Raw genomic sequence first — 23,999 nt, 5'->3', positions numbered from 1 at the left:
CATCCGCCCACCCGCATGTTCCCGCCGAGTCCACCCGGGCTCACCGTCCGCGCAGCGCACCCGGCCGGCCTCGCCGTCCGCACACCACGCCCACCCGGGCTCACCGTTCGCACACCGCACCCGGCCGGCCCCGCCGTCCGCACACCACGCCCACCCCGGCTCACCGTCCGCGCAACGCACCCGGCCGGGCTCGCCGTTCGCACACCACGCCCGCCCCGGCTCACCATCCGCGCATCCCGTCCCAGGCCGCGGCGAACTCGGCGCCGTCGGCCGCTTCGATCACCAGCAGGCGGTCGGTGGGTGAGGAGGGGGACGAGTCGCGGTCGCCGAGGATTCCGGCGAGAGCCACCGGGTACGCCCCTCGCAGCCCACTCACCGCCCCCAGATCGGAGCGGCCCCCCGGCCCGGTCAGGAAGATCAACGTGTCACCGAGCCGCTGGGCTCGCAACTGCCGCAGGGTGGCGTCGAGGTCCCCGTCGCCGAGCACCGCCTCGGTGAGCACATCCAGGTGCGGCCCGCTGCCACGGCCGGCCACCAGGTGCAGGCTGACCGGCAGATCCTCCCGAACCGCCGCGACCACGATCGACGCGGCGGCCTCGCACGCGTCCTCGAAGCTGTCCCCGCTGTGTGCCGTGGCCCGGTCGTCGAGCAGGACGACGATCGTCGGTTCGGCGGTGTCGAGCTGTTCCCGGACCATCAGCTCGCCGACCTTGGCACTGCTGCGCCAGTGGATGCGCCGGATCTCGTCGCCGGGGACGTACTCCCGGAGGGTGTCGAACGTGATCGTGCCCTGGGGCACCTTGTCGACGCTGCCGTCCAGGCTGCGGGTGAGCCCGGCCGGAACCGCGCGCAGCGGGTGCACCTTGGGGTAGACCCGCACGACGGTGGCGCCGCCGTACCCCCGGGCCAGGGTGATCAGCCCGAGCGGATCACGCCGGGTGACGTGCAGTGGCCCGATCGGCACCAGCCCGCGCCGGTGGGTCGGCACCGGATAGCTCTCCACGGTGTCGTGTCCGGCCCGTAGCCGCAGCAACGGGACCTCGACACTCGCCGTTCCGCAGCGATCGGTGGCGACCAGGGTGGCCGCGCGCACCCGGCTGGTGTTGCTGATGGTGAGGGTGACATCGGCCGGTTCGCCGCGGGCGACCCAATCGGGATCGGCCACCCGGGTGACACCGAGGCGGGGCCGCCACAGCGCGAACACCAGTGCCGCGAGCACCGCGACCCCGGCGGCCGCCCCGAGCAGGGCCAGATCCGGGTAGCCGAACCGGAATCCGGCGCCGAGCAGCACGACGGTGGCCAGGATCAGCCCGGCGCCGCGGGCCGTCAACCCGCTGCGCTGCCCTCCTCCGCGGAACATGTCAGACCGGCACGTGCTGGTCGGGCAACGGGACAGGGACCGAGCGCAGCGCGTCGGCGAGCACGTCGGTGGCCGACACCCCGCGCAGCTGGGCGTCGGCGGAGAGCAGGACGCGGTGCGCGAACACCGGCTCGACCAGGTCCTTGAAATCCTCCGGGAGCACATAACCACGGCCGTTGATCAGCGCGTACGCCGCGGCGGCCCGGGTCAGCGCGATCACCCCACGAGGGCTGACCCCGACGCGGACCTGCGGATGGTTGCGGGTGGAGGCGGCGAGACGGACTGCGTACGTGTACAGCGGATCGGCGATGTGCACGGCCGCGACCATCCGGGTCATCTCGCCGATCATGGTGGTGTCGGTGACCGGATCCAGGCTGTCCGGCGACCGCATCGCGGCACCGCGCAGCACTTCGATCTCGACGTCCTCGGACGGGTAGCCGACGGACAGTTTCACCAGGAACCGGTCGAGCTGCGCCTCGGGCAGCCGGTAGGTGCCGTCCATCTCGACCGGGTTCTGGGTGGCCACCACCAGGAACGGTTGCGGGACCGGGTGCGGCACCCCGTCGATGGTGACCCGCCGCTCCTCCATCACCTCCAGCAGCGACGACTGGGTCTTCGGCGACGCCCGGTTGATCTCGTCGGCGATCACCAGGTTGGCGAAGACCGGCCCGGGATGGAACTCGAACCCGCCGTTGGACTGGTTGAAGACGGTCACGCCGGACACGTCGGAGGGCAGCAGGTCGGGGGTGAACTGGATGCGCCGCCACTGCCCGCGGATGGATGCGGCCAGCGCCCGGGCGAGGGTGGTCTTGCCGACCCCGGGCACGTCCTCCAGCAGGACGTGCCCCTGGGCGAACATCGCGGTCAGGGTGAGCCGGACCACCTCGGGCTTGCCGAGCACGACGGTGCCGATCCGGGCGGCGAGCTGCCCGGCGACGTCGGCGAACCCTTGGACGTGGGCGGGTGTCAGCATGTCGGCAGGTTCCCCAGATCGTCGCCGCCGTCGAGGTTCAGCCACGCCCACGGGATGTAGGTCTTGCCGCTGTAGTTCACCTGGATCCACCACGTGCTTCGCTTGTTCTTGTTGTAGACGAACGCGTAGACCTCTTCACCGGACTTCTTGCAGTACGTCTGGAGTCGCGTCCCGTTCTTCACCCAGCCTGCCTGCTGAGAGTCGTTCTGGGTGGTGCCCCGGAAGATCTCGTTGCCGTTGCGGCCGTCGACGTCGGAGTTGCAGTAGGTCCGCTGGTCGCCGTCGTCGCCGTTGATGCAGGTGGCCGTGCCGTACAGGATGTCGGTGGTCTTCGCCGACGCCTTGTTCGCGCTGCCCGCGGCGTTCTTCGCGGTGACCGTGAAGGTGTAGGCGGTGCTCGGCTTCAGCCCGGTCGCGTTCAGCGCGGTGCAACTGCCGGACGAGCCCTTGCCGCCGCCGGACACGGTGAGCGTGCACGTGGTCGTGCCACCGCCACCGTTCACGTTGAACGCCACCCTCGCCGTGTTGAATGTCGGGTCCACCCCGGTCACCGTGACCGTCGGCGCCGCCACGGTCCGCGCGGTCGCGCCGGCAGCCTCACCCGGGCCGGCCTCGTTCACCGCCACCACCTGGACCTGCACGGTCGCACCGGTGCCGAGCCCGGTCAAGGTGGCCGTCGTCTCGGTGACCTCGGTCTCCTTGCCACCGGCGGTCACCACGTACTTCGTGATCGGCCGCCCGTTCTCGGCCGGCGCCGTCCAGGTCACCCGCACCGCACCGGCCTGATCGGCGACCGTGGCCGCCTGCACCCCGTCGGGTTTGGCCGGGACCGCGAACGGGACCACGGTGTTGCTGACACCGGAGGCCTTGGAGCCGGCGCCGATGTCGTTGATCGCGACGACGGTGAACGCGTACTGCTTGCCGAACTCCAACTGCCCCGCCGGGATCGCCAGCGTGGTGCTCGTCGACTCGCCGACCGGGGCACCGCCACCCTCGGTGACCGCGGTCACCGCGTACCGCTGGATCTTGTGGCCCTGACCGTTGGCCTCCGGCCAGGTCACCGCGACCGTGCCGTCCGGTTTCGCCTCGGCCACCGGCGGGGTGGCCGGCGGGTCCGGGACCTCCGAGGTCGGCACCACCGGGTTGCTCTGCTTGGCCGGACCGTCGCCCTTGCGGTTCACCGCGTGCACCTCGAACCGGTAGGTCTCACCGTTCGTCAGGTTGGGCACCACCAGCGACCGCTGATCGGCCCCCACCGGGAAGGTCTGGTCCGCGCCGGTCACCACGTAGCGGGTGATCGCTGCGCCGTTCGGCGCGGCCGCCTGCCAGGTCACCCGCACCTCGGCGTTGCCTGCCGCGGCCCGCACCGCGCGGGGTGCGCTCGGCTTGCTGACCACCGGCTTCTTCGGCTTCTTCGGTTTCGGTGGCTCCGGCTGGGACTTCACCGGCGGCGGGTCACCACCGAGGACCTCGTCGTCATACTTGTCGACGCTGCGCACCGTGTGCTGGTCGTTGACGACGCGGGCGGTGGACGAGCCCGGCGCGTTGATGAACAGGTGGTTCTCCCGGACGTCCAGCTCCAGGTCACCACCCGGGCGCCGGATGTCGAACGGCTCCTCCGGCTGCCCGTTCTCGTCGAAGACGTGCACGGTCCCGTCGTTCTCCGGGACGTAGACATAGCCCTCGTAGGCCACAGCGGTCCGCAACTCGCCACCGGAACCCGCCGGGACGACCATCTCCCTGATCCCCGACCCGCCGACCGTGTAGACCCGGCGGTCGTCCGGCACGGTCACCGCGATCAGGTCGCCGTCGGTGCGTGGGGGCAGCTCACCCGGCCCGGTCAACGGCAGCGTCACCGTCTCACCAGCACCGGTCTCGGTGACCTTGACCAGCCCGTTCGTCGTCCGGTCCAGCACGGCCACGCCCTTGTCCATGGCGCTGACCGCCAGATCGTGACTGGGCGCGGCGACCGGGTCGGTGCGCACCCGCGACGGCGGCACCCCCTCGCCCTCCCCCGGCTTGACCGCGGTCACGGTGCCCTCACTCGGCGCCGCGATCCACAGGACGCCCGCACCGTCGAACACCCCGCCGCTGATGCCCGGCGGGAACTGGAGTGGGTCGCCGACCGGCTGCAGACTCGACGGGTCGACCTGCTGCACCTTGCCCTGCACCGCGTCGACCACGAACGCGAACCTGTCGTGCAGCGCCACACTCACACCGATGCCGGCCTGGGACTCCGCGTTCCAATACGCCTGGAGATCGGTCAGATCCATCGACGCGATCGCACCCGTGTTGACGTCGCGCAGGATCACGAACCGGTCGCTCTGACTCACCTGCAACTGGTGCCCGCGAGTGGACTGGCCGACGTCGGCGCGGGTGTCCACCCGGGCCGAGGTGCCGTTGATCCGGGCCAGCTCGGCCTTGCCCTTGCTCCACAGCCAGGAGGCCGCGTCGAAGCTGGCCAGCGCCTGATCGGCGGACCCGAGCCCGCGCACGGTGATGCCCAGCCCGGCCACCAACGCCAGGACGGTCGCCATCGTGACCAGCTGGCCCTTGCTCGGCCTACGCCTTTTTCCGGTGCCATCAGTGCTGGTCACAGCGTTTGTCCTCCCCGTGGTGCGCCTTCAGGACGCAGGCCATCATAGGGAAGTGGGGGTCTCCGTCGATACCCGGCTCGTCAAGCCTGTGGATAAGCTATGCACGTTCCGTACACACCTGCTTGGAGCTCGCGAACTGGTTCGTGGAGTAGACCGCGACCACGGCGAAGCAGTACTCCAGGTCAGGATTGAGTCCGGCGACGTACGTCGTGGTCTTGCCCGGACCGACCTGTGACACAGGTCGCAGCTGCTGTCCCTCCCGCGCCATCGTGACCATGAACCCGTTCCGCCCGTCCGTCGGATCAGCCCAGTTGACGTGCACGGTCGAACCCTGATCATCCAGCTCGACCTTGGTCGGGGCCTGACCGCTGAGCACCGGGGCACTCGGACTCCCGGGGCCGGCGACCGGCTCATCTTGTGACCGGTCCGCCAACACCACCACCAGGGCACCCACCGCGACGGCGGAGATCAAGGTGGCGACGGCGGTCAAGGTGATCGCGACGGCACGGTTGCCGGATCTGCTTTCCGTGTACGGCTGGGACACCACTGTCACGGGCTGCGGCGGGATGGGCCATCCCTGCTGCTGTGGAACGATTACCTGCTGGTGGTGGACCGGCGGTGGGGGCTGGTGAACCGGTGGCTGCGGGTAGCGGGCGTCGTTCCGCTGATCCACCGGACGAGTGACCGGCAGCATCTCGGTCGAGTGCTCCATGGCCGTGCGCACATCCGGTCGCGCCGGCTCGACAATTTCAACGACCGGAGCTTGCGGTACGGGGTCAGGAACGGCCACAACCGGCGCCGGAGTCACGGGAGCTGGTGTCACGGAGGCTGGTGTCACCGGGGCCGGTGCGGCAGGAGCCGGTAGGACGGGGCTCGGAGTGGGCGTGACCTCCGGCCGTACCGAAGCGAGGGAAGGTTGCTCCTCCCCCAGATAATCCCGAGCCCGGGCGACGAACTCGTGCCCCTCCCCCAACACCGCCGGAGCGTTGGCCAGCACCCGCCCGAACGCCTTGCGAGCCTCGTGCTTGTTCCCGAGCTCCTGAGCGACAACCCCGATGTCGTGCGAAATGTGCAGCATGACCGGGTCGCTGTCCCCGAGACGCCACTGCCCGGCCGCATAGGCGTCCTCGAGAACCCGCCGGGCCGCCATCGGATCATCGGTGCGCAGATAGACGCCGGCCAGCTCCCGGGCCGCGGTGAGCACGATCGGCTCATCCTCACCCAGCTTCTCCCGGCCCACCTCGACGGCGCGCTCGAGAAGCACTTGGGCGGAATCGAACTGCCCCGAGGCGATCAGCGAACGAGCACGGTCGAGCACCGGAGCGAGAGGGGACGGCTGAGACACGCCAGCCATGCTGCCGGGTATCCCGCCCCAACGCCACACCCGATCTCCATGACCACGGCCACCCACCCCCGCTTCGAGGGGTCAAGGGGGCCATGTAAAGTTCTGTCCTGTGCGGCCGACAGGGCAGCCGAAACCCAGACGAAAGTCCGGCGGGACGGCTCAGGTAGGCTGCAGTGCAGGTCCGGGTGGCGGAATGGCAGACGCGCTAGCTTGAGGTGCTAGTGTCCTTTATCGGACGTGGGGGTTCAAGTCCCCCCTCGGACACACGTTAAGCACACGGCCGAAGTCGTCAGAGACGATTTCGGCCTTCAGTGTTTCTAGGCCTGGTTGGTACGTCATCCGCAGGCCGATGCGACTGTAAAGCTCGGCCTTGTCGCGAGGGTCGGCCTCTCGCAGGACGGTCAGTAGGCCGCCGAGTCCGTCAACGATCGCCGCGATCTGTCCCTCGTTGACCCGCTGCGGCGGTACCGCGCTCAGACGAAGAGCGGCGGTCGCGTTGTCTCGTTCGGTTGAGGTCTCGCTGATCCAGGACGCGATGAGCACGGGATCGCCGCCTGCGTCGAGGGCGGCCCGGTAGCGCTTGATCTTGTTGTCGCAGTCGTCGATCGTCTGCCGGAGTTGCCGACTCTGGTCGGTGCCTTGATGCCGAGCGAGTTCGGCGCGGTAGTGGGCGTCGGCGAGTCCGCGCAGGGTGGCGGTGAGGGTGTCGCCGGTGAGTTCTTGCCGGAGGAACTTGTCGACGGGTTCAGTGATGGTGTCTTCGCGCAGATAGAGCACGGGCGGATGGGTGATCTCGTGCTGGCGAACGAAGTCACGTGATGCCTTGCACCGGTAGTAGAGACGGTCATGGTTCGGATTGCCGACCATGTTGCGTCCGCAGAGCCCACACTCAATCAAGCCCCGGAAGAGGTACGGGCGGACGCTGCGGCGCGGCGCACGGCCTGTCTCACCGTTGGTCCCGCGCGTCTTGATGCCGTTCTGTGCTCGCTCGTAGAGATCGGCGGTGATCAGAGGCGCGTGAGCCTCGTGCTGCGACCAGACCCACTGGCTCGGGTCGTTCCACCGTTGCTTGTTCTCGTGACCGAGCGCGATGTCCTCGACGTCGATCAGGACCTCGTCGGTCCGCTGCTTGTTCCAGACTTGGCGGCCGGTGTAGCGCGGGTTACGGAGTATGGCGCGGACGGCTGATAGTTCTCAGACCTGGGTCTTGCGGTGGGAGTTCCGCTCGCGGTCGTAGGCGGACGGGCACAGGATGCCATCCTGGGTGAGGCCGCGAGCGATAGTGGTCATGCCGCGCCCGGCGGCGTACTCCTCGAAGATGCGTTTGACGATCGGTGCGGTGACCGGGTCGGGATCGAGTTGGTGCAGGCGCTTGCCTTCGGCGGCTTTGCCGGGGTTGGGGTGTGGGCAGGCGTCGGTGAGGCGGTAGCCGTAGGGCGGGCGTCCGCCGAGGTAGCGGCCTTCGAGTTCGGTCTGTGCCTTCATCGCGGAATGAACGCGGATCTTGATGCGGTTGCGTTCGCCTTTGCTCATACCGCCGTACAGCGCCATGACGAGATCATGGGCGTCGGAGCCCGGATCGATGGCGCCGCCGATCTCCGGTACCCAGAGGCTGACGCCGTAGTGCACGAAGACGGGGAAGGTCATGCCGAACTGGCTGCCGTAGAACGCGCGCTGCCGCTCACCGATGACGACGGCCTCGAAGTCGCGTCCCGCGCTCTTGATCGCGTCGAGCAGGCGCGTCGCTTCCGGTCGCCGTTTCCACGGCAGGGCGCGGGACAGCCCGATGCCGAAGAACTCGGCGACGACTTCACCGCCGGCCGGTTCGATCAGGCTGCGGGCGCGGGTCAGCTAGGCGATGGTGAGGGCGGACATCGCCTGGTCGAGAACGACACTGAACGGCTCGGCCTGGTCACCGGCGATCCAGATGTTCTTGGCCGCGATCAGGCAGGACAGCGCGGCGCCGGTGATGGCGGCCGGGCGCGGGTCGGCCGGTGAGTCTCCGGTGAGGCGGGCGCTGAGCAGCGTGGCGAGCTGGTCTTGGACGCGGGCGACGCGTTCGAGTTCCCCGGCGCCGAGGACGGGGTTGTCCTTGATGACCTTCTCCATGGCGAGGGTACGGGCGAGCTGGTCGCTGTCGGAGAAGGAGTCGGCGACGACGTCGAAGGCGCGGCGCAGCGATTGCCAGACCGGTTCGTCGGCGGGCCGGGCGGCGAAGGCTTCGACGAGGCGTTCGGCCCAGACGTCGTATTTGCCGAGGACGAGGTCTTCCTTGGAGGTGAAGTAGCGGAAGAATGTCCGTTTGGAGATGCCGGCGGCGGCGACGAGGTCGTCGATGGTGGTCTGCTCGTAGCCCTTGGCCGCGAACAGGTCCTGGCCGAGCATCGCCAGCTCGGCGCGCATGGCGCGCCGGGCTCGCTCACGGACCGGGATCGGGGCCTGCACGCGACCGAACGTATCACCCGGTGGCGCAGACGCTCCCGGGTGGCGCGACCGGGTCACGATGCCGGCGTGCCGACGGCGCCGAGGACTATCCCGGTGCCGTCGTCCACGAAGGAGGCGGGGTTCACCGGATCAGACACCGGCGGTGTTGAGCATGGCTTCACTGCGCTCCCAGAGGCCACGGGCGAGAGCGTCATCGCGTACCTGCGGGTTCTGTTTCGCTTCGGGTTTGATCTTGTTGTTCTCGTAGTAGGCGCCGGACTGCCAGGTGGTGCCGGGGGTGCCCTCGGCCAGCCAGGTCAGTGCCTGGCCGCCCTTGTCGGAGCTGATGAGGAACAGTCTGGCCAGCGGGGTGCGGTACATGAACCGGATCGGGCTGGTGGTGTCGCTGGCGAAGTTGGTGGCGACGGTGCCGGGGTGGAACGCCACCGCGGACAGGCCCTGGGAGTGGTAGCGGCGGTGCAGTTCCCTGGTGAACAGGATGTTGGCGAGTTTGCCGTCGCCGTACGCCTTGTTCGGGTTCCACTTCTTGGCGTTGTTCAGGTCGTCGAGGTCGATGTGCCCGAATGCCTTGGCGCCGATGCTGGAGGACTGGATCACCGCAGCGTTCGAAGCGATCAGCCGATCCATCACCCACCGCAACGATAGCTACCGAAGGACAAACACGCCGCCCAGTGGCGTGTTCGCTGCTGAGTGCCTGCTCAGCTCAGCCGCTCCACTGACGATGTGGAAATCAGCGAACGGCCGAGCGGCAGGAGGGAGAGCGGTACGTGTGGGAGCGGGCGAAGCGCTTGATGCAGCCCTTGGCAATCGCCTCTGAGGCTGTCCTCTTCGCCGCGGCCGTGGTGCTGCTGAACGTCGCCGGCGTCGGCGACGCCGACCTGTCCTGGGCTCTGCCGCTCATCGCGTTCGCCGGACTGCAACTCCAACCGGCCGTCCAGAGATGGCTGGCCGGCCCCGGTGGCCACGGCCGGCCTCGCCGGCGGCTGGTCCTGTTGATGCTCACCGCGGTCGCCGCCGTCTACAGCACCGGATGGGGTCCGGTCCTGACCTCGGCCGTCCTCTTCGTCGCCGTGATTCACATGAAGGGAAGCGGCGCACGGATGTGGCCGGTCGCCGCCTGGTCGGCCACGGTTCTGATCGCGGCAGCTCAGCTCTGCACCAGCTCCGGCTGGATACCCAGTGTCCTGCCCTCGACTGAGGCGAACGCCTGCGCTGCCCTCGGTGTGGTGGTGGCCGTGCTGGTGATCCGTGCGATGGGCCGCTTCAGCGTCGAACGGGAGCAGGCGGAACTGGCCTTGCGACTCAGCGAGGAACGCTTCCGCGCCCTGGTTCACGACTCCGCGGACGGCATCGCACTGCTCGACACCACCGGCAGGATCCTCTACCTCAGCCCCGCCGCCGAACACTTGAGCAACGCCACCGGGCAGCCATCCGTCGGCGACCAGGCACGCGCGTGGCTGCACCGGGAGGATCAGCCCACCTTCGACGCATGGCTCCGCTCTCTCGCCCGGGAGGCCGGTGGATCGCACCGTATCGAGCTGCGCGGACGCCACGCCGACGGCACCGTCGTCTGGCTGGAGATCAACGGACGCAACCTGACCGCCAACCCCGCCGTCGGCGGCATCGTCGCCAACTTCCGCGATGTCAGCATGCGCCGTCATCAACAGGAGAAGGAAGCGTACGCCGCACGCCACGACAGCCTCACCGGCCTGAAGAACAGGTCGGCGATCCACGAGATCCTGGCCGCCCGGCTGAACGCGGACGCCGCCGCACTCTTCATCGACTTGAACGGCTTCAAACAGGTCAACGACCGCCTCGGCCACGACGCCGGGGACCACCTGCTCTGTGCCGCCGCCGACATGATCCGCCGGAGTGCCGGCGACCACGGCGTCGCCGGCCGCCTCGGTGGCGACGAGTTCGTCATCTTCCTGCCGGCCGGCGGCACCGACGCCGCCCTGGCCGCGGCAGCCCGCTTCCAGCACGAGATGACCCACCCCGTGCTGGTCCACGACGAGCTGGTCCACGTGCGGGCGAGCATCGGCGCCGCCTCGGCGGCAGGATGCCCTACCGGCGATGAGCTGCTGCGCCGAGCCGATCACGCGATGTACCGCGCCAAACGAGCGGGCACCCCGGACGTCGCCACCTACGTCGAGCCGGCTCTGACCTGAAGCGGTCAGCGGTTGCGCCAGATCGGCTTGCGTTTCTGGGCGAACGCGGTCAGGCCCTCGATCGCGTCCTCGCTGACCATCAGGTCGTCGAGGGCCGGGCTGTGATGCCGGACCGCGTCGACCACGTCAGCGATGCCGCGGGTCTCCTCCATGACTTGCAGCGACACCCGCACTGAGGTGGGTGAGCCGTCCAGAATCTCGGCTGCCAGCACCCGCGGACGACCGCGTCGTCGCCGTGCCGGCCCGGCCTGCGGCTGATCATCCATTCCGCGGAACCCGGTGCCCCTGACGGCGACAGACTGGACCGCGTCTGCCGATCCTGATCGTCCGTCAGACCCGGCGACCTCACATCACGACGGCGTACGGCACACCACTCGACCGGCACCGTCCATGTTGTACCTTCCCGTGGACGTGCGATGGCGGTGCGAAAGAAGAGGGATGATGAAGTCGTGGCGGGTGGCCGGGGCCGGGGTGTGGGCGGTCGCGGTCAGTGTCGTGGCGCAGTGGCTGGCGTGGCAGGCCGGGCAGGACACGATCAAGACCGCCGGGGAGCAGCCCGGCGGCTTGACCGCGGTCGCGTACGGGGTGCTCGGCGCGGTCCTGGCCGCGATGCCGTCCGTGCTGCTGGCGGTCTGGGCGCGGGACCCGGTGGCCCGTGTCTGGGTGTGGGCCGCTGCGGGCGGCCTGGTGCTCGGCACGGCGCGGTTCGTGCCGGTCGCCGAGCATGAGCTCTACCTGTCGGTGCTCGCCGGGCTGGCTGTTCTGGGCGCGCTCGTCGCGCGGACCCGCCGGCCGGCCCGAGCCGGGAACCGGACCGTCGCCGCCGCGATCGTCGCCGGGACGGGGCTGCTGCTGCCCTGGCTGTGGGTGGGCGCGCTCGGTGGGCCGGTCGAGACGGTGCTGGCGGTGGGCGCGGCGGGCGCGGTCGGGTGGCTGGCCGCGGCGGTGCTCGCCCCGGCGTACCCAAGCAATGGGTTGGTTCTGGGTGTTGGTCTGATTCTGATCGCCGCCGGCGTGGGTCAGCCGGGGGCGGGCCTGGCGGTGTTGGCGTTGGGGCCGGCCGGGTTCGTGGCCGCCCGGACGCGTGGGCGGGTGGCGGTCGGGGTGCTGGCCGGGGCGGGCGTGCTCGGGCCGCTGGCGTTCGTCGGGCCGGAGGAGGTGACCGTGATGCTGACCGGCCGGGACGTGCCGATCTGGACCACGATCGCCGGGGTGGGGGCAGCCGCGATCGCGGTGCTGGCCGGTGTGGTCTTCCGTTTCGGGCTTCCCGGGCCACGGTACGCGGCGGTGCTGCTGTTGCTCGGCACGGTGGTGCACGCCGGCGCCGGGCAGCCGGGGTTCCACGGCGACCGGCTGTTCGTGATCCTCGCCGACCAGGCCGACCTGTCCGATATCGACACGTCACGGATCGGGCCGTCCGGACGGGCCGCGCGGACCGGTGAGGTGCATGATCGGCTGGTGGCGCAGGCCGAGCGCACCCAGGCCGGGCTGCGCCGCGATCTGGACCGCCTCGGGATCGGCTACAGCCGGTACTACCTGGTCAACGCGCTGGAGGTGGACGCCGGCCCGTGGCTGCGGCCCTGGCTGGAACGGCGAGCCGATGTCGGCCGGGTGCTGCTCAGCCCGCACCTGCGGCCCCTGCCGCTGCCCCGCGAGACCGGCGACGGGCTGGTCGACCCGGCGCCCGGCGACGGCTGGAACATCACCGCGATCGGGGCCGACCGGGTCTGGTCCGGGCTGGGGGTCCGCGGTGCCGGTGTGGTCGTCGGCGCCTCGGACAGCGGGGTGGACGGCACCCATCCGGCGCTGTCGGCGAACTTCCGGGGCGGCGACGACTCCTGGCTGGATCCGTGGAACGGCACCCGGGCCCCGGTCGATCACGGCGGCCACGGCACCCACACACTCGGTTCGGCGGTCGGTGGCGAGGGCATCGGGGTGGCGCCGGACGCCCGATGGGTCGGGTGCGTGAACATGGACCGCAATCTGAGCAGCCCGGCCCGCTATCTGGACTGCCTGCAGTTCATGATGGCGCCGTTCCCGGCCGGCGGTGATCCGATCGCGGACGGGCGGCCCGGCCGTGGTCCGCAGGTGCTGACCAACTCGTGGAACTGCCCGGTGGTCGAAGGCTGTGACCTGGCGACGTTCGCCCCGGCCACCGCCGCGTTCGCGGTCGCCGGGACATTCGTGGTCGCCTCGGCCGGCAACAGTGGGCCCGGCTGCGCGACGGTCGATCTGCCGCCGGGGCCGTACCCGGACGTGGTCACCGTCGGCGCGACCGACCGGGCGGGTGCGGTGGCGGCGTTCTCCAGCCGGGGGCCGGGCACCAAACCGGACCTGGTCGCGCCGGGCGCCCGCGTCCGGTCGGCACTACCGGGCGGCGGGTACGGCGAGATGTCCGGTACGTCGATGGCAACGCCGCATGTCGCGGGGGTGGTGGCGCTGATCTGGTCGGCGGTCCCGGCGCTGATCGGCGACCTGCCGCGAACCCGGGCGCTGCTGACCTCCACAGCGACGCCCGTGACCGGGTCCGCGGCCGGATGTGATGCGGCCGGCGCCGGTCTGGTGAACGCTCCGGCGGCGGTTCACGCCGCTCGCAAGCTGGGTCTCGAGGCGAAGCCCGGGTGAGGCGGGTGCTTCAGGAGGTGCACGGCGGTCCTGGCCGACCTGGCCACCACCGGATGAACCGGGGTCGTCAACCACGAACCCAGGACGCCGCACCGTCCGCCAGGTGCAACTCCCGGTCGCACGATGCCGCAGCCTCCGGATCATGGGTCGCCAGCACCACCACGGCGCCCCGCTGCGCCTCGGCCCGCAGCAACTCCAGCACCTTCTGCCGGTTCGCCGCGTCCAGCTCGCTCGTCACCTCGTCGGCCAGCAGCACGCCGCCCCGCAACGCCAGCCCGCGAGCGATCGCCGTGCGCTGCTGCTGGCCGCCGGACAGTTCGTCGACCAGCTGATCCGTCTGCGCGGACAACCCCACCGCGTCCAGCGTCTCCGCCGAATAGCGGCGCGCGTCCGCCGGTGACCCGCCGGTCGCCAGCACCGCCACCGCCACGTTCTCGGCGGCCGTCAGAATCGACGCCAGGCCGTTGTCCTGCGGGACCAGGACCACACCCAGGCCCATCGCGTGGTCGCGGCCGGCCAGTGGCACACCGTCCACCGACACCGCGCCCGACCGTGGCGTCAGCAGCCCCGCCATCGCGCTCAACAGCGTCGACTTGCCGGCACCCGATGTGCCGGTCACCGCCAGCAGCTCGCCGGGCCGGGCCTGGACCGCCACGCCGCGCAGCACCGGGGCGGCGTCCCCGTACGCCAGGTCCGCCGCGTCCACCGTCAGTGTTCTCATCGCACTCCCCTTGTCGCAAGCGTCACCCGGCGGCGCAGATCGCGGCCGGTGGCGACGGCCACGGCCGTCAGCACCAGCAGGACCGCCGCACCCACCGCGAGCAGCACGGTCACCCGCGGCCGGCCGGGCAGTGGAAGATCCGGCGGGTACGGGCCGGCCAGCGGCAGGGCCCAGCCGGTGACCAGCCACGCGACCGCCGCGACCAGCAGCCCGACCACCACGGCGACGGTGACCAGCGCCGGGTACGTCCAGAGCATCGCCTGTCCGGCCGGCGCGGGCCGCAGCCCCTGGTTGCGCAGCGCGGACAGGTCCTCGACCCGGCGGCGCCGGTCCACCGCCGCCGCCAGCACCAGGGCGCCAGCGCCCAGCAGGACGGCCAGCGCACCGGCCAGTACGTGGAACCAGAGCGCCAGGGCCGGCCCCTGCTGTTCGAGGCGCTCGCGGAGCTGATCGGTGCGGGCGTCGGCGATGACGGTGAGGCCCTCGGCCGACACCCGGTCCAGGATGTCCGGCGGTGCCGCCGCGTTGAGCCAGATCTGTGGCGTGTTGCCGAGGCCGGCGTTCATGGTGATCCGGTCCGCGTACTCCAGGTCGACCACGACGGCCCGGCGGCCCAGCTGCGGCACCACCGGCAGGGTCCCGGCGCCGGTGAACAGCATGGGTTTGGCGTCCAGGCCGCTGATGACGTCCTCGGCGAGGCGGCCACCGGCCACCACGACCGGGATCGGGTCCGGGGTGCTGGCCGGCTTGATCCAGATGAGCTGGGAGACGCTGATCGATGCGTCGAAGTCGAGCCGCAGGCCGTCCGGCGCCGGCGCCAGCCGCACCTCCGGGCCGGCCCGCCAGCTGTCCGGGTCGGCCAGCCGGGCCACCGGCAGCACCTCCCGGTCCGGACCGGTGGCGCGCACACCCTGGATCACCACCTCGGCGGTGATCCGTGACGAGCCGGTCCGGGCGAACCCGATGCCGTCGATCCGGCATCCCTCCTGACAGACCGCGATCCTCTGCCGGTACGTGGCCGGCCGGTTCTGCAGCTCGCCGAGTTCGATCACCGCGTCACCGGTCCCGTTCAGCGACGAGACCGACACCTGGAGCCGCAGGCCCCGCGTACCCGGCTGCAGGCCGGACGCCGACACGTCGACGGCGATGTCCGGGCCGGGGAACTCCGGTGGAGCCGGCAACTCCGGGCGTAGCCGGCCGGCGACCTCGGCCGGGCCGGGCCCGTCACCCGGCCACGCCGCGACCGCCGCCAGCCGGGTGGAGTCCACGGCCAGGCCGGGCCGGGCGGTGGCGGATTCGCCCGGGGGCAGCCGGGTGGCCGCCATGGCGAAGTCACCGTCCGGGTCGATCCGGCGCACCGCGGCCAGCAGCTGCTGGGGTTGCGCCGTCTGCACGGTGAGGACCCGGTCCGCGCCGGTGCCGAGGGTCGCCTCGACGGCACGGCCGGTGGCGGCGGTGTCCACCGCGCTCGTCGCGTACCCGGCGACGGCCACGGTGGCCACCAGCAGTGCGAAGAGCCGGCCGGCGCCGGGCCGGCGGGCGAGCTGCAGACCGGCCAGCGCGACACCGAGCCGGCCGCGGTGCAGGGCGCGGACCGCGTACCGGCTGATCAACGGGAGCAGGACGCGGGCGGCGAGCAGGCCCAGGGCGAGCATCAGGAGGGCGGGTGCGAACAGGCCCACCCCGGTCAGTGAACCCTGGGAGAGCACGAGCTGAGCCGAGGCGACGACGGCCAGGAGCACGGCGAGCGCGTCCGCCACGATCGCCCACCGGCCGTCGGCGGTGGCGGGGTTGCGGCGCAGCAGCCCGGCCACCGAGCCGGTGAGACGGCGCTGGGCCACCAGCACCGACAGCAGTGCCACCCCCGCGGCCAGTGGGGCGTAGCGCAGTGAGCTCCAGTCGGAGGGGATGTCGCCGTCCGGGAAGACGATCGTCGCGACCGCGTTCACCAGCAGCTGCCCGGCCAGGCAGCCGACCAGGGCACCGGCCAGCACCGCGACGAGGCTCTCACCGGACGCCAGCCACCACCGCGTCCACCATCGCGAGCCGCGCAGCGCGACGACCGCCAGCTCGTTCTGCCGGCCCTGGAGGCCGTAGCCGACGGTGAGGGAGATGGTGAAGCAGGCGAGCAGGATCAGTGGCACGGCCAGGACCGGCACGAGCAGACGGGTCGACGACTGTCCGACGTCGATGCGGTCCAGCAGGGCCGGCATGCCGGTGTCGATCTGCACCGCGAGGCCGACGTCGGCGGTGGTCTGCTCCAGTTTCCGCAGGTCGGCCCGGAGCTGGCCGAGCCGGTCGGGGTGCAGCGCGGCCGGGCCGGCCCGGCCGTCCATGGCCAGGGTGATCCGGCCGTGGTCCATCGTCTGCTGCGTCACCGCGGCGGTGAAGATCGGTTCGCCCGGTCCGGTCTCCGGGGTCGCGGTGAAGTAGCCGCGGGCACCCCAGTATCCGGCACCCGGTTCGGCCGGCCGGTAGGTGCCGGCGATCAGCAGGCGCCGCGGCTTGCCGTCCGGAAGCCAGACCTTGCGCCGCGGATCGGGGCTCGGTACCGCCGCCCGTAACTCGACCGAGTCGCCCGCCTGGAGTTCCAGCCGCTGCGCGGTGTGCTCCCCGATCAGCACATCACCCTCGGCGGCCAGGCAGCGGCCGGTGAGGATCCGCAGGTGGGCACAGACGTCCTGGCGGTAGACGAAGCGCCCGGCGTTGGCCGGATTCGAGTCGATGCCGATGACCGAGTACTCCGCCGAGTAGACGTAGGTGAAGCCGGGCAGTGCGACAAGTGCCGTGGCCACGTCGCCGAACTGCAACCCGCCCTGCACCGCCTGGTTCGGGTCCTGGCCCGGCTCCAGGGTGCCGTCGTCGGTGATCACGCGCTCGTCCTGTACCGCGCTCGCCACCAGGCCGAGTTCGTTCGGCGCGGCGGTGGCGATCTGCCCGGCGGCGACCGCCCGGTCGACCGCGATCAGATAGGCCGGGGCGGCGACCGCGGAGGTGACCGCCAGCAGGCCGAGCAGTGCCAGGGTGACGGCCTGCCCGCGGCGGTGCCAGAGCATGACGAAGACCAGCTGGATCATCGGCGGTCCTCCTTCGAGCCGGGCGTACGCAGGCCGCGCAGGAGGGGCAGCACCGACAGCCACCCGGTCACCCCGAGCACGGCCAGGGCGGCCAGCGCGGACATGGCGAGCACAGCGCCGCTGAGCGTGGGCGGCGGCGGCAGCACCGCCCAGCCGTCGGTGAACGGTGGCACGGCGATCCGGGTGAGCGGCCCGACCAGCGAGGCGGCGAACACCCCGACCGACAGACCGGCCAGTACGAGGGCGGCCGTACCCGCATAGCCGGTGGTGACCGCGACCGGGGCGGGCAGTCCCTGCAGGCGCAGCGCCTCGAGCTGCCCGCGCAGCACGGGCCGGTCGACGGCGACCGCGACGGCGGTGGTGGCCGCGGCGAGCAGCAGTGCCGCCACACCGGCCAGCAACCCGAACCGGGCGACGGCCGCCGGACCCTGGTCGCCGAGGACGCCGGCTCGGTCCGCGGCGGTGTCGTCGGTGAGCACGGTGAGCCCGGCCGCGGTCAGGTCGGCCACCAAGCCCGGCCGGGCGCCGGCGGAGAGCCAGACCTGGAACTCGCCGGGCGGCTCGCTCTCCCCCGCGACACGGCGGGTGGCGTCCAGGTCGACGAGGATCCCGGTGGTGCCCAGCGCGGGCAGGGCCCGCACGGTGCCGGCGACCCGTGCCGGGACCCGGCCGAACGAGGTCAGCACCGGGTCGGTGAGCCGCCACTCGGCCGGTGCCTCGCCGGCCAGCACCACCGGCACGGGCACCGAGGTGTCGGACGCCCAGACCTCGGTGCCGCTCACCTGTTTCGCCAGCTCGTTGCGGTCGGTGGAGAGCCGCAGCCCGTCGCCGGTCGCGGCGAGGTCGATGGCGACGGCCCCGACGGCGGGCCGCCACCAGCCGATGTCGCCGAACCGGGCGGGATCCAGCACCTCCGCCGCCGGGCTGTCCTGCCGCAGGCTCCGCAACGTCACCGCGGTGTCCGGCGGGAGCGGGCTCAGCCTGCTCGAGAAGCCCGGCGCGGTCAGCCCCCAGCGGACCAGGCGACAGCCGGGCGCGACGGCGCAGCCGGGCGCCGATGCCGAGACCGTGTCCTCCCCCTCGCCCAGGACACCGAAGTCGGCGGACACCGGCAGGCCGGTGCCCTCGTGCTGGAGCAGCAGTTCGGCGGTGACCGGGACGGTGCCCTCGCGCAGCGTCCGGAGGGTCAGCCGGTCACCGGTGACCAGCGGCAGCGGCCTCACCGCGCCGGCCGCCGTCGCGTCCGGGAGCAGGCCGGCCGGCCCGAACTCGGGGCGCCACCCGGCGACCGCGGTGAGCCGCGTGGTGTCCACCGCCAGCACCGGCGGCAGGGTCGTGGTGTCGGCCACCACCGCCATCGCCTCCCGGCCGCCCGGGTCAGCCCGCCGGACCGCCGCGAGCAGCGCCGTACGGTTCGGCGCCTCCACCTTCAGCACCCGGGCGGCGCCCAGCTCGGCGGTGCTGCGATCGGCCCGGACGGTACGGTCGGCGGCCAGCCCGCCGGCCGCCGTGGCGAAACTCGCGACGGCCACCACGATCAGGGCGAACACCCGGTCGGCGCCGCGCTGCCGGGAGACCTGCACGGCGGTCAGGCCGAGCCGGAGCCGTCCGTTGCGCAACGCCGCGCTGCCGGCCCGGTCGGCGACGCGGACCAGCAGCCGCACGGCCAGCAGTGCCACCGCCAGCGCGGCGAGCGCGGGCGCGGCGGACTTGAGACCGTCCTCCGGCCCGCCGGACCGGGCCTGGTAGACCGCGGCGGCGGCGACGGCGGCGAGGACCGTGTCGATCAGGGTGGTACGCCAGTCGGCGCGGCCCGTCGCCGAGCGCCGCAACAGCACCGCGACCGGCTGCCGCAGCGCCAGCGCCTCACCGATGACCAGCACGAGCAGGCTGCCCAGCAGTACCGCGGCGACGGCGGCTCCGACGAGCGCCAGCGCGGCACCCTGATCACTCGGGTGCACCGGCCCGGCCAGGCCGGCGGCGAGCAGTAGCCCGGCGGGCGCACCGGCCAGCACCCCGGACAGCAGCGGCACCAGATGTTGCCCCCAGGCCAGCCGCAGGATGTCGCGCCGGCTCAGGCCGCGCAGTTTGAGCAGCGCCAGGTCGGTACGCCGGTCCCGTCCGGTGCAGCGCCCGGCGATCCCGATCGCGAACCAGGTGAGGATCAGCGTCTGCAGGCTCGCGGTCAGAACACCGCGGCGCACCGTGTCCCGGTCCCCGGCGATGCGTTCCAGCACCGTGTCGACGCCGGTGGTCATCCGCAGCCGGTTCTGGCTCAGCCGGTCCTCGGCGGCGGCCAGCGCGACACCGAGGCGCTGCGCGCCGTCGCCGCGGACCAGCTCCGGCGGGACCTGGACGTCGTACGTGAGAGTCGGGTCCGGGAACCGGGCGGTGCCGAACGTCTCGACCGGTGTGAACAGCGGGTCCAGTCCGGGGGCCTCGGCCCGGAACAGCGGATTGCTCCAGTACGGGTCGGACGGGTCGCGCATCGAATACCGGGCGACGACAGTGAACTGGAACGGGGTGCTCAACGCGTCCAGCAGGGTCAGCTTGTCGCCGGTGTCCAGCCCCAGGTTCTGGGCGGTGGCGTCGCTGACCGCGATCTGCAGGGGTGCGGACGGACAGGGCCCGTCGAGGCGTACGTGCCGGCAGAGGTCGTCCCGGTAGGCGACCGCGATGGTGGCGTCGCCGCCGGCCCGGGTGACGGTCAGCGGCAGCCGGATCCCGAGCACCGGCTGGTCCAGGGAGCGGGACAGCTCACCGGCGGTGACGTCGGCGAACCGGGCGAGCGCGCCGGCCGCGTCGTTCTGGGTGGTGGTCTCGGTCTGGATCGAGACGTTGCGCTGGGCCGCCGGGGCGACGCTCAACTGTGCCTCGGCGGCGCGGGTCGCGGACGCGTAGGAATACCACGGGCCGGCGGCGGCGACCGCGGCGGCCAGGGCGGTCAACACGAAGATCGTCAGTACTTGCGCGGTTCGCGCCCGCACCGCATCGACAACGAGCGCGAACAAACTCCACCCCTCCCCCGATCAACGGGCAGGCTACGCGATGGCCACGACGCGTGGGGGGCGCCCGGGTGACGAGTGGTGACTCGATCCGAGCCACCACTCGCCACACTTCGCTAGTCGCGTCCTGGCGGGGTGCCGCCGCCGGGGCCGGGGCCGTCCTTCTTGTCCGGGCCGTTGCTGATCTCCAGGCCCACCACACCGTTCTTGACGGTACGGCCGGCCGGGTTGGTGCCGGCGACGGTCCCTTCCGGGCAGCTGGAGGGGACCTGCGCGCCGGTCGAGACCGTGAAGCCGGCGTTCTCCAGGCGGTTGGTGGCCGCGGAGACCGAGTCGCAGGTCACGTCCGGGATCGAGCGCTGTTCGCCGTACGCAATCTTGGAACTGCGTGGTTTCTTGAACTGGACCTTGGGTTTGCCGTCCATGAAGTCGGCGACCGTCTCCCACACCGCGGGGTTGATGATGTCGTGGTCCATCTGGTCCTTGTGGTCCGGATAGTCCGGGTTGGCCATGTAGCCGGCGACGACGATCTTGGTGGTGCCGACGATCAGTGAGGCGGTCTTCGACGCGTCGGTGGTCCCGGACTTGCCGAAGACCGGATGGCCGACGGCGCCCCGGGCCTCGGGTGCGGTCGCCCCGTTGCAGGAACCGAGCTGAGCCGAGTCGCCGACCGGGCAGCGGGCCGCGTCGAGGGCGGCACGGGCCACGTCCTTGGTGGTGGCCTGGATGCAGTACGGCCTGCCGACGTCGATCTTCTTGCCGTCGGCGGTCTTGATCTGCTCGATCGGGGTGGGCACGCAGTACTTGCCGTCACCGGCCAGGGTGGCGTAGGCGTTCGCCATGTCCATCGGGGTGGACGCCGTGACACCCAGGGAGAACGCTCCGAACATCTCGGAGCCGCCCTGCTTGGTGGTCATCTTGGCCTCGGTCGGGTCCCGGAACTGGACGCCGAAACGCTTGGCCACCTCGATGACCTTGTCCGAGCCGACCCGTTCCTGCAGCGGGATGAAATACGTGTTGATCGACTTCGCGAAGGCGGACCACATGTTGTAAAGGCCCTCACCACCACCGCCGGAGTTCTTCGGGCAGTAGAAACCACCGCAGGACGCCGGGCCGGGGCCGACCGGATACCCGGATTTGTACCGCTTCTGCGCGGCGATCGGATAGGCGAGGGGATAACCGGCCTCCAGCGCGGCGATGATCGGGAAGATCTTGAACACCGAGCCGGCCTGGTAGCCGGTGATGTCGCCGCCGCCGGTCATCAGCGGGTTCGTGGTGTACGGGTGGGTGCCCCGGACCTTCTTCGCCCGCTTCTTCGGATCCGAGGACATCTTGTTCTTCGGGTTCTCGCTGTCGTCCAGCTTGTACTTGCGGTTGGTGGCGAGCAGCCGCACCTTGCCGGTGCTGGGCTCGACACCGGCCAGCAGCAGGGCGTTCTGGCTGTTGTCGGACTGCCGGTCGGCGACCTGCTTACGCGCGGCGGCCTGACCCTTGACGTCCAGCGTGGTGACGATCCGGTAGCCGCCGGACTTCAACCGCCGTTCCCGGTCGTACGTCGTCGCACCGAACGCGTCCTGATCGTTCCACCAGCGGGTGAAGTAGTCACAGAAGAAACCCCAGTGGTTCTTGGCCACCCAGGCGCAGCCCCGGCCGGACTGCTTGACCTTCGTGGGGATCTTCTCCTTCTTCCCCTTCTCCGCCTGCTCCGCGGTGATCGCACCCATCTCCAGCATGGCCGGGATGATGTAGTCGTTACGGCGATCGGTGATCAGTTTCAGACCACTCGGCACCGTCGGGTTGAAGTTGCTCGGCGCCTTCACCATGCCGGCCAGCATCGCGGCCTCACCGACGGTCAGGTCCTTCGGCTTCTTCTTGAAGTAGACCTGACTGGCGGCGAAGACACCGTAGGTCTGGTTGCCGTACGGCGCGATGTTGAGGTAGCGCTCCAGGATCTGATCCTTGGTGAGCTGCTTCTCGACCTGTAGCGCGTACTTCATCTCGTTGATCTTGCGTTTGCCGGTGTTCTCGGTGGCCGCGATGACATCCTGCGGATTGGTGGCCGAATAGGCCAGCGACGCCCGCACGTACTGCATCGTCAGCGTGGAGGCACCCTGCTGGCTGCCACCCTGACTGTTGCTGATCATGGCCCGGACGGCGCCCGGGACATCGACGCCGTTGTGCTGCCGGAACTTGCGGTCCTCGGCGGCCAGGATCGCCGCCTGCATGTGCGGCGAGATCTCCTTCAGCGGTACGTCACTGCGGAACTCGTCGTAGAACACCGCGATCTGGGTCTTGCCGTCGGAGGCGTAAGCCCGCGTGATCTGCGGCGAACTGAACTCCTTCAGCTCACTGGGCAGACTCGCGAACGTCTCACCGCCCGCCTTCGCGGCCAGACCGGTCATGGCCGCGGCCGGAAACGCGGCAGCCGCCACCACGACACCGGCCAGCAGGCCACAGACCAGTAAGGAGGTGGAATTGGTGAAGATGTTGTGATCGCGTCGGCGATACCAGGGGGTCACCCCGGGCAGGGTAGGCGACGCGCGCACGCATTCGCCCGCATCTCCGCGTACGCGGCCGGCACCTCGACCACGACCGCACCCGGAGGCGATCCAGACCCCTGATCAGGTACGGGCCATCGCGCACTTCGCCAACGGGTACGGCGCGGGCCATCTCGCCGCCCGGATCGCCGCACCCGTACCGCCGTCCAGTCGGCGTCCTAGTCCTGGTCCTGCCCCTGGTTCGCCAGCGCCGCGATGACGCGCTGCTGGTGGGTGTCCAGCTCCTCGTCGGACATCGCGCCGGCCCTGGCGAAGTCGAAATCGGACATCGCCTCGGCGGTGAAGACGTGCACGTGCGCGTGCGGCACCTCGAATCCGGCGATCACCAGGCCCACGCGGGGCGCCCGGTAGGCCCGCTTGAGCGCCCCGCCGATGGTGTGCGCCACCGACAGCACGTGCCCGGCGAGGGCCGGTTCGAGGTCGGTCCACTCGTCCACTTCGGCCCGGGGGACGACAAGGGTGTGCCCAGCGGTAAGCGGCTGAATGGTGAGAAAAGCAGCCACCCGGTCGTCGGAGTAGACGATCCGGCCGGGCAACTCGCCGTTGATGATCTTCGTGAAGATGGTGGACATCCCCTGATTCGATCACCATCAGGCGTAGTCCGCCACGCTTCCCCCGAGCGGGCGACACCCCACGGGCGTCACGGGACCCGAGGTGGGCGGGCTCTCCGGCCGCGGGAGCCAGAAAGAACGTTCTCCCCAGTCTCCCGGCGGCGCAGCCGATCCCACACGCGGGCCCAACCCCTCCCATCCTGAGCGCCCCCGCCCCACCCTCCCGACCCGGCGACCACTCCACCCATCCCGACCCCCGCCACCCATCCCGACCAACTCCACCCCACCCGACCCCGGCCGACCACTCCACCCATCCCAACCAGAACCACCCCACCCGACTGCGGCCGACCGGTCCACCCATCCCAACCAGATCCACCCCGCCCGCCCATCCCGACCAGATCCACACCGGCCGACCCGGTCCGGTCCCGCCCGGCCCTGGCCGACCCGCCCACTAGACAGCCATCCACAAGACAGAACGTTCTCCCCAGCAACTCAACCAAGCACCGCCAAACCCCCGCGCCATCCCGCCACCCACCAATCGCAACCCACCCACCACAAGACAGAACGTTCTCCC

General features: G+C 71.2%; 15 protein-coding genes, 1 tRNA gene and 1 pseudogene. 3 read left to right on the top strand and 14 right to left on the bottom strand.

What is annotated here, in order from left to right:
• Positions 1–220: 220 nt before the first annotated feature.
• From ACQ0O7_RS42505 to ACQ0O7_RS42490, 4 genes are all read right to left on the bottom strand, one after another.
• Entirely contained in the window at positions 221–1,360 is a 1,140-nt protein-coding gene (locus ACQ0O7_RS42505) for a DUF58 domain-containing protein (protein ID WP_430791598.1), read from the bottom strand.
• Position 1,361: 1 nt separating this feature from the next.
• Positions 1,362–2,333, bottom strand: a complete 972-nt coding sequence (locus tag ACQ0O7_RS42500) for an AAA family ATPase (protein WP_430791597.1) — start codon at positions 2,331–2,333, stop codon at positions 1,362–1,364.
• Positions 2,327–4,930, bottom strand: a complete 2,604-nt coding sequence (locus tag ACQ0O7_RS42495; protein WP_430791596.1) for a fibronectin type III domain-containing protein — start codon at positions 4,928–4,930, stop codon at positions 2,327–2,329. Before ACQ0O7_RS42495 ends, ACQ0O7_RS42500 begins: the two co-directional genes overlap by 7 nt.
• 97 nt (positions 4,931–5,027) lie before the next feature.
• Positions 5,028–6,275, bottom strand: a complete 1,248-nt coding sequence (locus ACQ0O7_RS42490; protein ID WP_430791595.1) for a tetratricopeptide repeat protein — start codon at positions 6,273–6,275, stop codon at positions 5,028–5,030.
• Between the two features lie 179 nt (positions 6,276–6,454).
• Between ACQ0O7_RS42490 and ACQ0O7_RS42485 the strand changes: the two genes are divergently transcribed.
• Positions 6,455–6,539, top strand: a tRNA-Leu gene (locus ACQ0O7_RS42485).
• Here ACQ0O7_RS42485 and ACQ0O7_RS42480 read toward each other — a convergent pair.
• The 4 genes and pseudogenes from ACQ0O7_RS42480 to ACQ0O7_RS42465 form a co-directional block, all read right to left on the bottom strand.
• Positions 6,504–7,172 carry a zinc ribbon domain-containing protein gene (locus tag ACQ0O7_RS42480; RefSeq protein WP_430791657.1) on the bottom strand — a complete coding sequence of 223 codons (669 nt, stop codon included), beginning with the start codon at positions 7,170–7,172 and terminating at the stop codon, positions 6,504–6,506. The two genes, ACQ0O7_RS42485 and ACQ0O7_RS42480, sit on opposite strands and share 36 nt — an antisense overlap.
• A gap of 75 nt (positions 7,173–7,247) precedes the next feature.
• Positions 7,248–7,760 (bottom strand): annotated as a pseudogene (locus ACQ0O7_RS42475) (recombinase family protein); the annotation flags it as partial.
• 366 nt (positions 7,761–8,126) lie between these two features.
• A complete protein-coding gene (locus ACQ0O7_RS42470) occupies positions 8,127–8,720 on the bottom strand; it encodes a TetR family transcriptional regulator (protein WP_430791594.1) in 594 nt (197 codons plus the stop codon).
• A gap of 190 nt (positions 8,721–8,910) precedes the next feature.
• Complete coding sequence (locus tag ACQ0O7_RS42465; RefSeq protein WP_430791656.1) at positions 8,911–9,354, bottom strand: hypothetical protein; 444 nt, start codon at positions 9,352–9,354, stop codon at positions 8,911–8,913.
• A gap of 157 nt (positions 9,355–9,511) precedes the next feature.
• On the opposite strand from ACQ0O7_RS42465, the gene ACQ0O7_RS42460 reads away from it, so the two are divergent.
• Positions 9,512–10,888: a diguanylate cyclase gene (locus ACQ0O7_RS42460; RefSeq protein WP_430791593.1), complete on the top strand. Its 1,377-nt coding sequence runs from the start codon at positions 9,512–9,514 to the stop codon at positions 10,886–10,888.
• Positions 10,889–10,893: 5 nt separating this feature from the next.
• Here ACQ0O7_RS42460 and ACQ0O7_RS42455 read toward each other — a convergent pair whose 3' ends face one another.
• Positions 10,894–11,154, bottom strand: coding sequence for a hypothetical protein (locus tag ACQ0O7_RS42455; protein ID WP_430791592.1), 261 nt, complete (start codon positions 11,152–11,154; stop codon positions 10,894–10,896).
• A gap of 172 nt (positions 11,155–11,326) precedes the next feature.
• Between ACQ0O7_RS42455 and ACQ0O7_RS42450 the strand changes: the two genes are divergently transcribed.
• The gene (locus tag ACQ0O7_RS42450) at positions 11,327–13,513 is read left to right on the top strand and encodes a S8 family serine peptidase (protein WP_430791591.1); all 2,187 of its coding nucleotides are present in this window, start codon (positions 11,327–11,329) and stop codon (positions 13,511–13,513) included.
• A 67-nt stretch (positions 13,514–13,580) separates the two neighbouring features.
• On the opposite strand, the gene ACQ0O7_RS42445 is transcribed toward ACQ0O7_RS42450, so the two are convergent.
• The 5 genes from ACQ0O7_RS42445 to ACQ0O7_RS42425 form a co-directional block, all read right to left on the bottom strand.
• Complete coding sequence (locus ACQ0O7_RS42445) at positions 13,581–14,234, bottom strand: ABC transporter ATP-binding protein (protein ID WP_430791590.1); 654 nt, start codon at positions 14,232–14,234, stop codon at positions 13,581–13,583.
• Positions 14,231–17,311: an FtsX-like permease family protein gene (locus tag ACQ0O7_RS42440; protein ID WP_430791589.1), complete on the bottom strand. Its 3,081-nt coding sequence runs from the start codon at positions 17,309–17,311 to the stop codon at positions 14,231–14,233. The genes ACQ0O7_RS42445 and ACQ0O7_RS42440 overlap by 4 nt, the downstream gene beginning before the upstream one ends.
• Entirely contained in the window at positions 17,308–20,322 is a 3,015-nt protein-coding gene (locus ACQ0O7_RS42435; protein WP_430791588.1) for an FtsX-like permease family protein, read from the bottom strand. Before ACQ0O7_RS42435 ends, ACQ0O7_RS42440 begins: the two co-directional genes overlap by 4 nt.
• A gap of 110 nt (positions 20,323–20,432) precedes the next feature.
• Positions 20,433–22,835, bottom strand: coding sequence for a penicillin-binding protein (locus ACQ0O7_RS42430; protein WP_430791587.1), 2,403 nt, complete (start codon positions 22,833–22,835; stop codon positions 20,433–20,435).
• Positions 22,836–23,032: 197 nt separating this feature from the next.
• On the bottom strand, positions 23,033–23,446 hold the full coding sequence (locus ACQ0O7_RS42425) for an HIT family protein (protein WP_430791586.1): 414 nt from the start codon (positions 23,444–23,446) through the stop codon (positions 23,033–23,035).
• Positions 23,447–23,999: the final 553 nt, after the last annotated feature.

It is taken from the genome of Actinoplanes sp. G11-F43, from assembly GCF_050589265.1.
In the GTDB taxonomy this organism is placed as follows: Bacteria; Actinomycetota; Actinomycetes; order Mycobacteriales; family Micromonosporaceae; genus Actinoplanes.
The sequence above is the reverse complement of the archived record's forward strand: the minus strand, read 5'-3'. Positions and strand labels throughout refer to the sequence as shown.

Coding starts and splice junctions, on each gene's coding strand:
- ACQ0O7_RS42505 (WP_430791598.1), bottom strand. CDS start 1,360: ATGTTCCGCGGAGGAGGGCAGCGCAGCGGGTTGACGGCCCGCGGCGCC.
- ACQ0O7_RS42460 (WP_430791593.1), top strand. CDS start 9,512: ATGCAGCCCTTGGCAATCGCCTCTGAGGCTGTCCTCTTCGCCGCGGCC.
- ACQ0O7_RS42440 (WP_430791589.1), bottom strand. CDS start 17,311: ATGATCCAGCTGGTCTTCGTCATGCTCTGGCACCGCCGCGGGCAGGCC.
- ACQ0O7_RS42445 (WP_430791590.1), bottom strand. CDS start 14,234: ATGAGAACACTGACGGTGGACGCGGCGGACCTGGCGTACGGGGACGCC.
- ACQ0O7_RS42450 (WP_430791591.1), top strand. CDS start 11,327: ATGATGAAGTCGTGGCGGGTGGCCGGGGCCGGGGTGTGGGCGGTCGCG.
- ACQ0O7_RS42455 (WP_430791592.1), bottom strand. CDS start 11,154: ATGGATGATCAGCCGCAGGCCGGGCCGGCACGGCGACGACGCGGTCGT.
- ACQ0O7_RS42500 (WP_430791597.1), bottom strand. CDS start 2,333: ATGCTGACACCCGCCCACGTCCAAGGGTTCGCCGACGTCGCCGGGCAG.
- ACQ0O7_RS42425 (WP_430791586.1), bottom strand. CDS start 23,446: ATGTCCACCATCTTCACGAAGATCATCAACGGCGAGTTGCCCGGCCGG.